The organism is Pseudomonas sp. USTB-Z (genome assembly GCF_019691255.1).
Taxonomy (GTDB): Bacteria; Pseudomonadota; Gammaproteobacteria; order Pseudomonadales; family Pseudomonadaceae; genus Aquipseudomonas; species Aquipseudomonas alloputida.
This window is the reverse complement of the sequence record NZ_JAECZP010000027.1, coordinates 69,078-81,797: the sequence shown is the minus strand read 5'-3', so window position 1 is coordinate 81,797 and position 12,720 is coordinate 69,078. Positions and strand designations below refer to the sequence as shown.

Here is a 12,720-nt window from a genome sequence, read left to right as displayed (position 1 = left end):
TCGTAGCGGGAGGCGAATCATACAGCACTTGGAAGCGCTGTCAACCACCATTTTCAACCGCTTTCGATCATTCGATCGTAGCCCTTTCAGCTTTTGCCTTCACTACTTAACCCATTGAATCTCAAGGAGTTTTTCGTTCCGATGTCGCTGGAAGTGGGGCGCATTATAAGGGGATTCGAGAGGGCGTCAACCTTTAATTTCAATAACCGTTGATAGCGCAGAAAAAACAAAGCGGGGAGGCCTGACGGCCTCCCCGCTATTCATCTAGAGCACACCAGCACCACGAAGGCGCTGCACCTCGCCGACATCCAGCCCCAGCACCTCCCCCAGCACCGCTTCGGTATGCTCGCCTAACAAGGGTGGTGCCCGGCGATACTCCACTGGCGTCTCCGACAACCGTATCGGGCTCGCAACTTGCGGCACACTACCCGCCAATGGATGCGGAATATTCAACGCCAACCCGCGCGCCAGCACCTGGGGATCCTGGAACATCTGCGCCAGGTTATTGATAGGCCCACATGGCACTCCTGCAGCCTCCAACTGGGCCACCCACTCAGCCGTGGTCTTGAACACCGTAGCCTGGCGAATCAATGGAATCAGCTCGGCCCGGTTGGCCACCCGCAGCTTATTGGTAATGAATCGAGGGTCTTCCGCCCATTGCGGCTGCCCGGCCACCTCAGCGAACTTGCGGAACTGGCTGTCATTGCCCACGGTAAGAATGAAATCGCCATCTGCCGTCGGAAAGTCCTGGTAAGGGACTATATTAGGATGCGCATTACCCAGCCGACGAGGAGGGCTGCCCGTGGTCAGGTAGTTCATTGCCTGGTTCGCCAGGCAGGCCACCTGTACATCGAGCAATGCCATGTCGATATGCTGGCCGACCCCGGCCTGATCCCGGTGGGCGAGGGCAGCCAGCATGGCGACCGTGGAATACAACCCGGTCAGAATGTCGGTAAGCGCCACCCCCACCTTGACCGGCCCGGCGCCCTCTTCACCCTCCGGACGACCAGTCAGGCTCATCAGCCCACCCAAGCCCTGGATCATGAAGTCATAGCCAGCGCGCTTGGCATAGGGCCCGGTCTGACCGAAGCCGGTAATGGAGCAATAGATAAGCTGCGGGTTTATCGCCTTCAGGCTCTGGTAGTCCAGGCCATACGCAGCCAGCCCACCTACCTTGAAGTTCTCTATGACGATGTCGCACTTCGCCGCCAGTTCACGCACCAGCCGCTGTCCCTCCGGCTGGGTAAAGTCGATGGTCACTGAGCGCTTGTTGCGGTTGGCCGACAGGTAATAGGCCGCCTCACTGGTGTCCTCACCTTCGACATCCTTGAGAAAAGGCGGCCCCCATGAGCGGGTATCGTCGCCAGTGCCAGGGCGCTCGACCTTGATCACGTCAGCGCCAAGGTCAGCCAAAATCTGACCAGACCACGGGCCGGCCAACACGCGCGAAAGGTCTAGCACCCGCAGATGTGATAGCGCGCCCATGGTTTGCTCCTTATCAATAGAACGCCTGGATACCGGTCTGCGCACGACCCAGGATAAGTGCATGCACATCATGGGTACCTTCATAGGTGTTGACCACCTCCAGGTTAACCAGATGGCGGGCCACACCAAACTCGTCGGAGATGCCGTTGCCGCCCAGCATGTCACGCGCCATACGAGCGATATCCAGCGCCTTGCCGCAGGAATTGCGCTTCATGATGGAGGTGATTTCCACCGCAGCCGTCCCTTCATCCTTCATGCGCCCCAGACGCAGGCAGCCCTGCAGCGCCAGGGTGATTTCTGTCTGCATGTCGGCAAGCTTCTTCTGAATCAACTGGTTGGCGGCCAGTGGACGACCAAACTGCTGACGGTCCAGGGTGTACTGGCGAGCGGTGTGCCAGCAGGCTTCAGCGGCACCCAGCGCCCCCCAAGAAATACCATAGCGAGCCGAGTTCAGGCAGGTGAACGGGCCCTTGAGGCCACGCACGTCCGGGAAGATGTTCTCTTCTGGCACGAACACATTGTCCATGACGATTTCACCAGTGATCGACGCGCGCAGGCCAACCTTGCCATGGATTGCCGGGGCACTGAGGCCTTGCCAGCCTTTTTCCAGTACGAAGCCACGAATATCGCCCGCATCATCCTTGGCCCACACCACGAACACATCGGCGATAGGACTGTTGGTGATCCACATTTTACTGCCGGTCAGCCGGTAGCCACCGTCGACCTTCCTCGCGCGCGTAATCATCGAACCAGGATCGGAGCCATGGTTAGGCTCGGTCAGACCGAAGCAACCGATCCACTCGCCACTGGCCAGCTTGGGGAGGTACTTCTGCTTTTGAGCTTCGGTGCCAAATTCGTTGATCGGCACCATCACCAGCGACGACTGCACACTCATCATCGAGCGGTAACCTGAGTCGATACGTTCCACTTCGCGAGCAATAAGGCCATAGCACACATAATTCAGGCCGCTGCCACCGTATTGCTCGGGAATGGTTGCACCCAACAGGCCGACTTCACCCATCTCGCGGAAGATCGCCGGATCGGTCTGCTCATGGCGGAAGGCCTCAAGCACACGCGGGGCCAGCTTGTCCTGGGCGAACTGATAAGCGCTGTCACGCACCATGCGCTCTTCTTCAGTGAGCTGCTGATCCAGCAGCAACGGGTCGATCCAGTTGAAGCTTGCTTTACCGGCCATGAGCGAATCCTCGAAATAGGGGTCAGTTTCTTGTGCCTTTGAGCCTAGGCCTGATCGGCCGCCGGGACAAACGAGGATTGCGCACCAATTAGTGATATTTTGTCACTCCGTAAATCGGCAAAACGCCTTATTGACAGCCTTACAAGTGAGGTTGATGTACATGCGCCGGAAGATCCCCAGTACCGCCGCCCTGATTTGCTTCGAGGCGGCAGCCCGTAACGAGAGCTTTACCAAGGCTGCCCAGGAACTCGCGCTGACCCAGGGTGCCGTCTGTCGGCAGATCGGTGGCCTGGAAGCCTTCCTTAATGTGGAACTGTTCCGTCGCTCGCGCCGCGGCGTAAGGCTGACCGAAGCCGGCCTGTCCTACAGTCGCCAGGTGGCGGCCCAACTGGACGCCGTGGAGCGCGATACCTTGTCGGTCATGCGCCAGCAAGGCGCCAATGTGATCGAGCTGGCGGTAGTGCCGACGTTTGGCACTCAATGGCTGCTACCACGGCTCAAGGACTTCCAGCAGCGCCACCCGGAGGTCACAGTCAACCTCACCAACCGCACCCGGCCATTCCTGTTCGCCGACACTACCTTCGATGCCGCCATCTATTTTGGTGATGCGGACTGGTCAGGCACCCAGTCGCACCAACTGATGGGTGAAAACCCAGTACCCGTGTGCAGCCCGGCACTGCTGAACGGCCAGGGCATGCTCGAGGCACGCCACATCGCGCAGCTACCACTGCTGCAGCAGAGCACGCGCCCGTATGCCTGGCGGCAATGGTTCGGCAGTGTGGGCATGAATGTGGAGCGCGACATGACAGGCCCGCGCTATGAACTATTCTCGATGCTCGCCCAGGCGGCCATGCACGATATGGGCATTGCCCTGATACCGCCGTTCCTGATCCAGCGGGAGTTGGAGGAGGGACGGCTGGTGGTCGCTAACAGGCATGCCCTGAGTAGCGACAAGGCCTACTATCTGATGATTCCAGAGCGCAAGGTGGAGTCGGCGTCGCTACGCGCCTTTCGCGACTGGCTGGTAAGCCAGGCTCAGGCCTACCTGAATAGATCAGGGGCAAGCGCGACAAATTGACCCTGTAGTCAATTATTTTAAACACCTACAGATATATGTATATGTCGCATATTCGCAAACTGTAACGCAAGCATAAAAACACCCTTTAACCGTGCTCAGTACGCGGCTTTGCGGGTTATTTTGCGACATCCAACTAGTCGTAAGCGAATTGGCCGCTTTTTTTTTGATTTTTTCTCCTAATCTGCCAATGGCGCATGTTTGACGGGCTGCAACCCTATTGCTGCGACAAGCGGTCACAGGGTGACTTGTAGTTTTGACTTCGTTTCGCTTCAGAACCGGTTGAAGGCCTTCGGGTTCGTCTGCAAAATGCTTCGCCCCGCCCGGGATCCGGCGGGTTGGCGCTCCACAGCCGCCCCAGCGCACCATCCGAAGTGTGCTGGCTTCTACAAAGACAAAAGGTCACCGCAGGAGAAATAGTCGTGCACATTGGTGTTCCTCTCGAGACGCAGACCGGTGAGACAAGGGTCGCTGCGACCCCCGAAACCATCAAGAAACTGATTGGCCAGGGCCATCAGGTCACCGTTCAACGGGGGGCAGGGCTCAACGCCGCCATTCCGGACAGTGCCTATGAAGCCGTGGGTGCTTCCCTTGGAAGCGCCGCCGATGCCTACGGCGCCCAATTGGTACTCAAAGTGGTCGCCCCCAACGACCAGGAACTGGCCCTGATCAACAGCGGCAGCCTTCTGGTGGGCATGCTCAACCCCTTCAACGGTGAACTGATCGGCAAGATGGCCGAACGCGGTATTACCGCCTTCGCCCTGGAAGCCGCGCCGCGAACCTCGCGGGCGCAGAGCCTGGACGTGCTGTCGTCGCAGGCCAACATCGCCGGCTACAAGGCCGTGTTGCTGGCAGCCCATTACTACCCACGCTTCATGCCAATGCTGATGACCGCTGCCGGTACCGTTAAGGCCGCACGCGTCCTGGTACTGGGCGCTGGCGTTGCCGGCTTGCAGGCTATCGCCACCGCCAAGCGCCTGGGTGCGGTGATCGAAGCATCCGACGTTCGCCCGGCGGTGAAAGAGCAGATCGAATCACTGGGTGCAAAATTCATCGACGTGCCATATGAGACCGACGAGGAGCGAGAATGCGCCGAAGGTGTTGGCGGCTATGCCCGACCAATGCCGGCCAGTTGGATGCAGCGCCAGGCGCAGGCCGTGCACGAGCGCGCCAAGCAGGCCGATATCGTCATCACCACCGCGCTGATCCCCGGGCGCAAGGCGCCGACCCTGCTGAGCGCCGAAACAGTGGCGCAGATGAAGCCTGGCTCGGTGGTCATCGACCTGGCTGCAGCCCAAGGCGGCAACTGCCCGCTGACCGTCGCAGACCAGGTGGTGCAGGAGAACGGCGTGACCATCGTCGGCCCGACCAACCTGCCGGCCCAGGTGAGTGCCGATGCCTCGGCACTGTATGCACGCAACCTGCTGGACTTCATGAAGCTGCTGTTCGACAAGGATGGCGCGCTGATCATCAACCTCGAAGACGACATCGTCGCGGCCTGCCTGATGTGCCGTGATGGTCAGATCGTCCGCAAGAACGGCTAAGGAGCACGACAATGGAAGACATGCTGATTTCCCACGGCATCTACAACCTGATCATTTTCGTGCTGGCCATCTATGTGGGCTACCACGTGGTGTGGAACGTCACCCCGGCGCTGCACACCCCACTGATGGCGGTCACCAATGCCATCTCGGCAATCGTCATCGTCGGCGCCATGCTGGCCGCGGCCCTGACCGTGACCCCGGCCGGCAAGCTGATGGGCACCCTGGCTGTGGCCCTTGCCGCAGTCAACGTGTTCGGTGGCTTCCTGGTCACCCGCCGCATGCTTGAAATGTTCAAGAAGAAAACCAAGAACGAGGCGAAGAAGTAAGCATGAGCATGAATCTGGTAACGCTCCTCTACCTCGTCGCCTCGGTGTGCTTCATCCAGGCGCTCAAGGGCCTGTCGCACCCGACTACCTCGCGGCGCGGCAATCTGTTCGGCATGATCGGCATGGGGCTCGCCATCCTCACGACGGTCGGCCTCATTTATAAGCTTGGGGCTGAACTTGCCACAGCCGGTATCGGCTATGTCATCGTCGGCCTGCTGGTCGGCGGCACCGCCGGTTCGATCATGGCCAAGCGCGTCGAAATGACCAAAATGCCCGAGCTGGTCGCTTTCATGCACAGCATGATCGGCCTGGCCGCGGTGTTCATTGCCATCGCCGCCGTGCTGGAGCCACAGTCGATGGGCATTGTGGCTGCCATCAGCGATCCGATCCCCACCGGCAACCGCCTGGAACTGTTCCTCGGTGCTGCCATCGGTGCCATTACCTTCTCCGGTTCGGTGATCGCCTTTGGCAAGTTGTCGGGCAAGTACAAGTTCCGCCTTTTCCAAGGCGCACCGGTACAGTTCGCTGGCCAGCACAAACTGAACCTGATCCTTGGCCTGACCACCATCGCCCTTGGCCTGCTTTTCACTTTCACTGGCCACTACAGTGCCTTCACCCTGATGCTGGTCCTGGCCTTCATCATGGGTGTGCTGATCATTATTCCGATCGGCGGCGCCGACATGCCAGTGGTGGTGTCGATGCTCAACAGCTACTCGGGGTGGGCAGCGGCCGGCATCGGCTTCTCGCTGAACAACTCGATGCTGATCATCGCGGGTTCCCTGGTAGGTTCGTCCGGTGCCATCCTCTCGTACATCATGTGCAAGGCGATGAACCGCTCGTTCTTCAACGTCATCCTTGGCGGCTTCGGTGGCGATACCGACACTGGCGCGGCGCAAGGTTCGCAAGAACAGCGGCCGGTGAAGTCCGGTTCGGCTGACGATGCCACCTTCCTGCTCAGCAACGCCGACAGCGTGATCATCGTTCCGGGCTACGGCCTGGCGGTGGCCCGCGCACAACACGCGCTGAAAGAGCTGACCGAGAAGCTGACCCACAACGGCGTGACCGTGAAGTATGCGATTCACCCGGTGGCGGGCCGTATGCCCGGGCACATGAACGTACTGCTGGCCGAGGCTGAAGTGCCGTACGATCAGGTATTCGAGATGGAAGACATCAACGCCGAGTTCGGCCAGGCCGACGTGGTGCTGGTGCTGGGCGCCAACGACGTGGTCAACCCGGCGGCGAAGAACGATCCCAAGTCGCCAATCGCCGGCATGCCGATCCTCGAAGCGTTCAAAGCCAAGACCATCATCGTCAACAAACGCTCGATGGCCAGCGGCTATGCCGGCCTGGACAACGAACTGTTCTATCTGGACAAGACCATGATGGTGTTCGGTGACGCCAAGAAGGTCATCGAGGACATGGTCAAGGCAGTGGAGTGACACCCGCCGCTGCAAACCAGCTGATATAAAGGAGGCCCCGGTCAGAATCTGCCGGGGCTTTTCTTTTATTGATCCGGATCAACGGCTCAAATACAAGGCTTCTCATACGACCATGGTCGTGGGACGGCAATGGGCGAAATCTCTAGACTGCGCTGCAGTAGTTTCAGTAGCCCGAGATAACAATCCATGTACCGTGATCGTATCCGCTTGTCCTCCCTGCACAGCAAGGTAATGAGTGCGGCTGATGCCGCTGGTCTGATCGAGGACGGCATGACTGTCGGCATGAGCGGCTTCACCCGCGCCGGCGAAGCCAAGGCCGTACCGCATGCACTGGCCGAACGCGCCAAGCAATCGCCACTGAAAATCAGCCTGATGACCGGCGCCAGCCTGGGCAATGACCTGGACAAACAACTGACCGAGGCCGGTGTGTTGGCCCGCCGCATGCCGTTCCAGGTCGACAGCACCCTGCGCAAAGCCATCAATGACGGCCAGGTGATGTTCATTGACCAGCACCTGTCGGAAACCGTCGAGCAACTGCGCAACCAGCAGCTGAAGCTGCCGGACATCGCGGTCATCGAAGCTGTGGCCATCACCGAGCAAGGCCACATCGTGCCAACCACCTCGGTGGGCAACTCGGCCAGCTTCGCGATCTTCGCCAAGCAGGTGATTGTGGAGATCAACCTCTCGCACAACACCAACCTCGAAGGCCTGCACGACATCTATATCCCAACCTACCGTCCGACTCGCACGCCAATCCCGCTGGTCAAGGTAGACGACCGTATCGGCAGCACCGCGATCCCGATCGACCCCGCCAAGATCGTCGGTATCGTCATCAGCGACCAGCCAGACTCGCCGTCCACTGTGCTGCCGCCAGATGATGAAACACAGGGCATCGCCGACCACCTGATCAACTTCCTCAAGAAGGAAGTGGATGCAGGCCGTATGACCAACAAGCTCGGCCCGCTGCAAGCTGGCATTGGCAGCATTGCCAATGCGGTGATGTGCGGCCTGATCGAGTCGCCGTTCGAAGACCTGACCATGTACTCCGAAGTGCTGCAGGACTCCACCTTCGACCTGATCGACGCCGGCAAGCTTAGCTTCGCATCGGGCAGCTCGATCACCCTGTCAACGCGCCGCAATGCCGATGTGTTCGGCAACCTGGAGCGTTACAAGGACAAGTTGGTGCTACGCCCGCAGGAAATTTCCAACCACCCGGAAGTGGTACGTCGCCTGGGCATCATCGGTATCAACACCGCACTGGAGTTCGATATCTACGGCAACGTCAACTCCACCCACGTCTGTGGCACAAGGATGATGAACGGCATTGGTGGCTCCGGCGACTTCGCCCGTAACGCCCACCTGGCGGTGTTCGTCACCAAGTCGATTGCCAAAGGCGGGGCGATTTCCAGCGTGGTGCCAATGGTCAGCCATGTCGACCACACCGAGCACGACGTGGACATCCTGGTCACCGAGCAGGGCCTGGCGGACCTGCGTGGCCTGGCGCCGCGCGAGCGGGCGCGAGCGATCATCGACAACTGCGTGCACCCAGACTATCGCGCTGCGCTGAACGACTACTTCGACCGCGCCTGCCAGCGTGGCGGCCATACCCCGCACATCCTGCGTGAAGCCTTGAGCTGGCACGAAAACCTGGAAGAAACCGGGCGCATGCTGGCTAGCTGATCCAGATGTGGTACGGAACGGCGGCCCTGCCTCCGCTGTTCCGGCCTCTTCGCGGGCTTGCCCGCTCCCACAGGTGATGTGCAACCCTCAAGGGCAGCACTTTCCCTGTGGGAGCGGGCAAGCTCGCGAATGGGCCATAACAGTCACCCCCTTCTATCATTACACCTTTCCGCCATCAGCCGCACAATCTGTACTACTGTACTGGTGTTTTCAGACCTTCCCGACTGATAAATCCCCTTTCTCGAATCAAAGCGCACCAAAGAAGTGCGGACCAGTACAGTTGCGCCTATTTCGAGTGCAACAGTAGGGTTACACAGTTAACTGAGCCATCGTCTTTCAACTGAACTGTATCTACTGTTATGGACGACAGAGGAGGATCATTGGCATCAGTTAAATCACTACCTAATGCCGCCATAAGCGGAAGGATGAAGCATCATGGAACGTACCCTCAGTTCCGGTCTGGTTTTTGAAAGCAACGCCCAGCAATCCAACACCTCGCTGCCGCTGCGCGCATTGTCGACCCTGCTGCTGTGGCAGCGCCGTATGACCAGCCGTCGTCAACTGGCTCGCCTGGACTCCCGCCTGCTGGCAGACGCCGGTATCAGCGAGTCGCAGCGTTACGAAGAGCTGAGCAAGCCTTTCTGGCGCTAAGCTCCCGGCTTGCCGGCTTCGGCCGGCACCGTGAATTCCCCTAACCCGTTGCAGGTAACTGCAGCGGGTTTTTTATTGCCCGAGAGATACGCTGTAGAGCACTTCAGATCACGACCAGTACAGTTTTACAAATACAAAAAAATGCCTTAACAGTTGCCTGGCGTAGCACTCGTTATCATCCCTACGCAGCACTGCGTGATACGCTTGGCATAACCGTCTGCTGGAACCCGTTGTTGAAACGTACCGTGACGATCCCTGCAAACGTCCGATAAAGCAGAACCAACCTGACCCTACCCCAGGAGTCCACGATCATGTCCCGTAAACACCTGCTTGGCGCCGCCCTGCTGCTTGGCCTGGCTGGCACTGCCAATGCCACCAGTTTCGTTGTCACCACCGACGCGGTAGTGGGCGCCGTTGCTGCCTCCACCGACGCCACATCCGACGTGAGTTCTTCGTTCCGCGACGACAAGATCGTCCAGGCAGCCCGCGATGACGCAGCCAGCTTCGTCGGTACCCAGGGCGCTATCCGCGGCGCCCGACTGGAAAGCGCCTTTGTACACATCCGTTCGAACATGCCTGCCCTGCAAGCCAGCGATGCACAGCTGGCCCAGGCCATCCTGGCACTCTGATACACCCCATGCGAGACAGGTGCGTTGGCTTCTGCCCTCGCACCTGAGGTAGGCTTCGCCGTTCATTTTTCCAGCCTTCAAGAAAGCTCATGCGTTATCTGTTGCCGTTGCTGTTCGCCGCCGCAGGCATGGCCAGCGCCCATGCCATGGATACGACCACACAAAGCCTGGTCATCACCGGCTATGTCACCAGCCAGGTCACAGCCGCACCATTCGACCGCAAACTGGTCAGACAGGCCCGCGACGATGCCGCCGCATTCGTTGCCAGCGACGGCCTGATCCGTGGTGCACGCCTGGAAGCCGCCCTTGAATCATTACGCCACAATTGCGCACGGCATGCCGTCGGCGATCTGGAACTGGCGCAGGCAATTCTCGTCCAATAACTACATCTGACTCCCTGTATTTTTCGGAGATGCTCCATGCGTAAACCGCTGATTGCCGCTTCCCTCGGCATGCTGCTGCTGGCCGACCTGGCCCAGGCACAGACCCTGGTGGCCACCAGCAACATCATCGTGCGTGCCTTTGGCCGTTCGATCGACTTCACCTCAGACACCACCACCTCGATCCGCGACTCCAAAGTGGTGCGTGAAGCCCACGACGACGCTGCAAGCTTTGTCGCCAGCAACGGTGATATCCGCGGCGTCCAACTCGAGGCAGCCTTCAATACCCTGCGCGAGCGCGTACCGGAAGCGCGAGGCGCCAGCGACCAGGTGCTGGCTGAAGCCATACTCGCACTGTGACGCGCGTGCGCGCCTGGCTGCTCGGCTGCGCCCTGACGCTGCTCGGCACGCCCGCCTTGGCCGACCTGCAGCTTGAGCTGCAGTCGTCCGGCCTGGACCCGCAACAAGCACAAGCTTCCCAAGCCCTGCTCAACGAGGCCATGGGTAAGCTGCCACCGCGCTTCAAGCAACAGCTGGACCGTCGCGTGCGGGTCAGTTGGAGCGACAACATGCCTGCCGACGCCTATGGGCAGGCTTCACTGATATCCACCCTCGAGCTCAACCGCAGCTTGCTGACCAGCCTCACCGATGGCAGCGCCGCCACTGAGCGCACCGACCGCCCACATGGCACGGTGCGAGAAGAGCTGCTGGCCACCGTGCTGCACGAGCTCACCCATCTCTACGACCGTGCCCGCTTGTGGCCCAGCGTCGAGAGTTCGCTGATTGCACGCTGCAAGCGCCAGCAAGGCACGCTGGGCAAGGTCGGCCTGCCGGAAGAATGCCGCGGGCAGGCCGAGCGCCGCTTCACCCTGAGCGACGACCCACGCCTGCTCGACCTGGCCGGGTGGCAGCAGTACGTGGGCCGACGAGGCGAGCGCGAACAGCACAATGGCCAATTCGTGCGCAGCCCCGACAGCTATGAGTTGAGCAGCCCCAAGGAATACATCGCGGTCAACATGGAGTATTTCCTCCTCGACCCGAGCTACAGCTGCCGTCGCCCGGCGCTGTATCAGTACCTCCGCGAACACTTCGGCTGGGCACCCCAACAGGACACCTGTGCCAAAGGCCTGCCATTCATCAATGCCGGCAGCGACTTCGCCCGCCAGCCGCTAGGTGAAATCGACCCAGAGCGGGTCTACGAAGTGGACTATCTGCTGGCTGAAGCCAATCAGAACCTGGTCAGCCGCTGGGGGCACAGCATGCTGCGCCTGGTGATCTGCAAGCCGGGCCGACCACGCGGCCCAGACTGCCGCCTGGACCTTGATCAAAGCCTGGTGCTTTCGTACCGCGCCTTCGTCAACGACGTGCAACTCTCCAGCTGGGACGGCCTGGTCGGCAACTACCCGTCGCGGCTATTCGTGCTTCCGCTGGGCCAGGTGATCGACGAATACACCAAGACCGAGCTGCGCAGCCTGGCCTCGGTGCCCTTGAAGCTCAACCGCGACGAAATCGAGAACCTGGTGCGCCAGGCCGCCGAGATGCACTGGAGCTATGACGGCAACTACTGGTTCCTGTCCAACAACTGTGCAGTGGAGTCGTTGAAGCTGCTGCGCAGCGGCACCGCCAATCCACGCCTCAACGACCTGGACAGCATCATGCCCAACGGTTTGCTGGCCGTGCTCAAGGGCAGGGGGCTGGCAGATACCAGCGTGCTTGATAACCCGCGCGAAGCGTTACGCCTGGGCTACCGCTTCGATTCTTACCGCGACCGGTACCAGGCCATGTTCGAGGTGCTGAGAAAACAGTTGCCAATCAAGCAAGCTCTGGTTGAAGACTGGCTGGCCCTCAATGCCGAGCAGCGCCGTAGCTGGTTCGCCAAGGCTGACCTGCGCACCAGCGCGGCACTGCTTCTGCTTGAGCAGGCCAGCCTGCGCCGGCAGCTTCTGCTGGCCCAGGACGAGGTCAAGCAGCGTTACCTGAATGCCGCAGCCTTGAAGGATGGCAGCATCAACAAAGCTGATGCCACGCTCAAGCAAATGCTTGCCAACAGCGGTTTTCTCAGCCGCCCGGCAGAGCTGCTCGATTCCAAAGGCTACGGGCTGCCGCAGCCAGAAGAGCGCAAGCACCTGGAGCAGGTGAGCAGAGAGCGGCAGGCACAGCTGTTGCGCTTGAGCACCAGCCTGGACAAAGAGGTGAGGGCGCTGCTGGAGCCGTCGCGAGCCAAGGAAATTGCAGCGGTCGAGGCCAACGTGAAGCAGATCGGCGAGCACTTGCGGGCGTTGCACAAGGCTGCTGGTGGCCTGCAGTTGTGATGGA

General features: G+C 60.2%; 12 protein-coding genes. 10 read left to right on the top strand and 2 right to left on the bottom strand.

Annotation, left to right across the window (positions count from 1 at the left end):
• Positions 1–264: 264 nt before the first annotated feature.
• Together I8746_RS24020 and I8746_RS24015 are read right to left on the bottom strand one after the other, a co-directional pair.
• Positions 265–1,485, bottom strand: a complete 1,221-nt coding sequence (locus I8746_RS24020; RefSeq protein ID WP_221101116.1) for a CaiB/BaiF CoA-transferase family protein — start codon at positions 1,483–1,485, stop codon at positions 265–267.
• A 13-nt stretch (positions 1,486–1,498) separates the two neighbouring features.
• A complete protein-coding gene (locus I8746_RS24015; RefSeq protein WP_003252907.1) occupies positions 1,499–2,680 on the bottom strand; it encodes an acyl-CoA dehydrogenase in 1,182 nt (393 codons plus the stop codon).
• A gap of 160 nt (positions 2,681–2,840) precedes the next feature.
• Here I8746_RS24015 and I8746_RS24010 point away from each other — a divergent pair, with 160 nt between their 5' ends.
• From I8746_RS24010 to I8746_RS23965, 10 genes are all read left to right on the top strand, one after another.
• On the top strand, positions 2,841–3,758 hold the full coding sequence (locus I8746_RS24010) for a LysR family transcriptional regulator (protein WP_004575245.1): 918 nt from the start codon (positions 2,841–2,843) through the stop codon (positions 3,756–3,758).
• A 419-nt stretch (positions 3,759–4,177) separates the two neighbouring features.
• A complete protein-coding gene (locus I8746_RS24005; protein WP_011953170.1) occupies positions 4,178–5,299 on the top strand; it encodes a Re/Si-specific NAD(P)(+) transhydrogenase subunit alpha in 1,122 nt (373 codons plus the stop codon).
• 11 nt (positions 5,300–5,310) lie between these two features.
• Positions 5,311–5,625, top strand: a complete 315-nt coding sequence (locus I8746_RS24000) for an NAD(P) transhydrogenase subunit alpha (RefSeq protein ID WP_003252914.1) — start codon at positions 5,311–5,313, stop codon at positions 5,623–5,625.
• Positions 5,626–5,627: 2 nt separating this feature from the next.
• Positions 5,628–7,064, top strand: a complete 1,437-nt coding sequence (locus I8746_RS23995; protein WP_003252919.1) for an NAD(P)(+) transhydrogenase (Re/Si-specific) subunit beta — start codon at positions 5,628–5,630, stop codon at positions 7,062–7,064.
• Positions 7,065–7,250: 186 nt separating this feature from the next.
• Entirely contained in the window at positions 7,251–8,744 is a 1,494-nt protein-coding gene (locus I8746_RS23990; protein WP_003252922.1) for an acetyl-CoA hydrolase/transferase family protein, read from the top strand.
• Between the two features lie 435 nt (positions 8,745–9,179).
• On the top strand, positions 9,180–9,395 hold the full coding sequence (locus tag I8746_RS23985) for a DUF1127 domain-containing protein (RefSeq protein ID WP_003252924.1): 216 nt from the start codon (positions 9,180–9,182) through the stop codon (positions 9,393–9,395).
• Between the two features lie 311 nt (positions 9,396–9,706).
• Positions 9,707–10,024 (top strand): DUF2388 domain-containing protein, encoded by a 318-nt coding sequence (locus I8746_RS23980; protein ID WP_011953169.1) that lies wholly within the window; start codon positions 9,707–9,709, stop codon positions 10,022–10,024.
• Between the two features lie 89 nt (positions 10,025–10,113).
• Positions 10,114–10,407 (top strand): DUF2388 domain-containing protein, encoded by a 294-nt coding sequence (locus tag I8746_RS23975; protein WP_011953168.1) that lies wholly within the window; start codon positions 10,114–10,116, stop codon positions 10,405–10,407.
• Between the two features lie 36 nt (positions 10,408–10,443).
• Positions 10,444–10,764, top strand: a complete 321-nt coding sequence (locus I8746_RS23970; protein WP_003252932.1) for a DUF2388 domain-containing protein — start codon at positions 10,444–10,446, stop codon at positions 10,762–10,764.
• Entirely contained in the window at positions 10,761–12,716 is a 1,956-nt protein-coding gene (locus I8746_RS23965; RefSeq protein ID WP_221101115.1) for a DUF4105 domain-containing protein, read from the top strand. The genes I8746_RS23970 and I8746_RS23965 overlap by 4 nt, the downstream gene beginning before the upstream one ends.
• Positions 12,717–12,720 lie beyond the last annotated feature (4 nt).

Coding starts and splice junctions, on each gene's coding strand:
- I8746_RS24020 (WP_221101116.1), bottom strand. CDS start 1,485: ATGGGCGCGCTATCACATCTGCGGGTGCTAGACCTTTCGCGCGTGTTG.
- I8746_RS24015 (WP_003252907.1), bottom strand. CDS start 2,680: ATGGCCGGTAAAGCAAGCTTCAACTGGATCGACCCGTTGCTGCTGGAT.
- I8746_RS24010 (WP_004575245.1), top strand. CDS start 2,841: ATGCGCCGGAAGATCCCCAGTACCGCCGCCCTGATTTGCTTCGAGGCG.
- I8746_RS24000 (WP_003252914.1), top strand. CDS start 5,311: ATGGAAGACATGCTGATTTCCCACGGCATCTACAACCTGATCATTTTC.
- I8746_RS23995 (WP_003252919.1), top strand. CDS start 5,628: ATGAGCATGAATCTGGTAACGCTCCTCTACCTCGTCGCCTCGGTGTGC.
- I8746_RS23990 (WP_003252922.1), top strand. CDS start 7,251: ATGTACCGTGATCGTATCCGCTTGTCCTCCCTGCACAGCAAGGTAATG.
- I8746_RS23985 (WP_003252924.1), top strand. CDS start 9,180: ATGGAACGTACCCTCAGTTCCGGTCTGGTTTTTGAAAGCAACGCCCAG.
- I8746_RS23980 (WP_011953169.1), top strand. CDS start 9,707: ATGTCCCGTAAACACCTGCTTGGCGCCGCCCTGCTGCTTGGCCTGGCT.
- I8746_RS23975 (WP_011953168.1), top strand. CDS start 10,114: ATGCGTTATCTGTTGCCGTTGCTGTTCGCCGCCGCAGGCATGGCCAGC.
- I8746_RS23970 (WP_003252932.1), top strand. CDS start 10,444: ATGCGTAAACCGCTGATTGCCGCTTCCCTCGGCATGCTGCTGCTGGCC.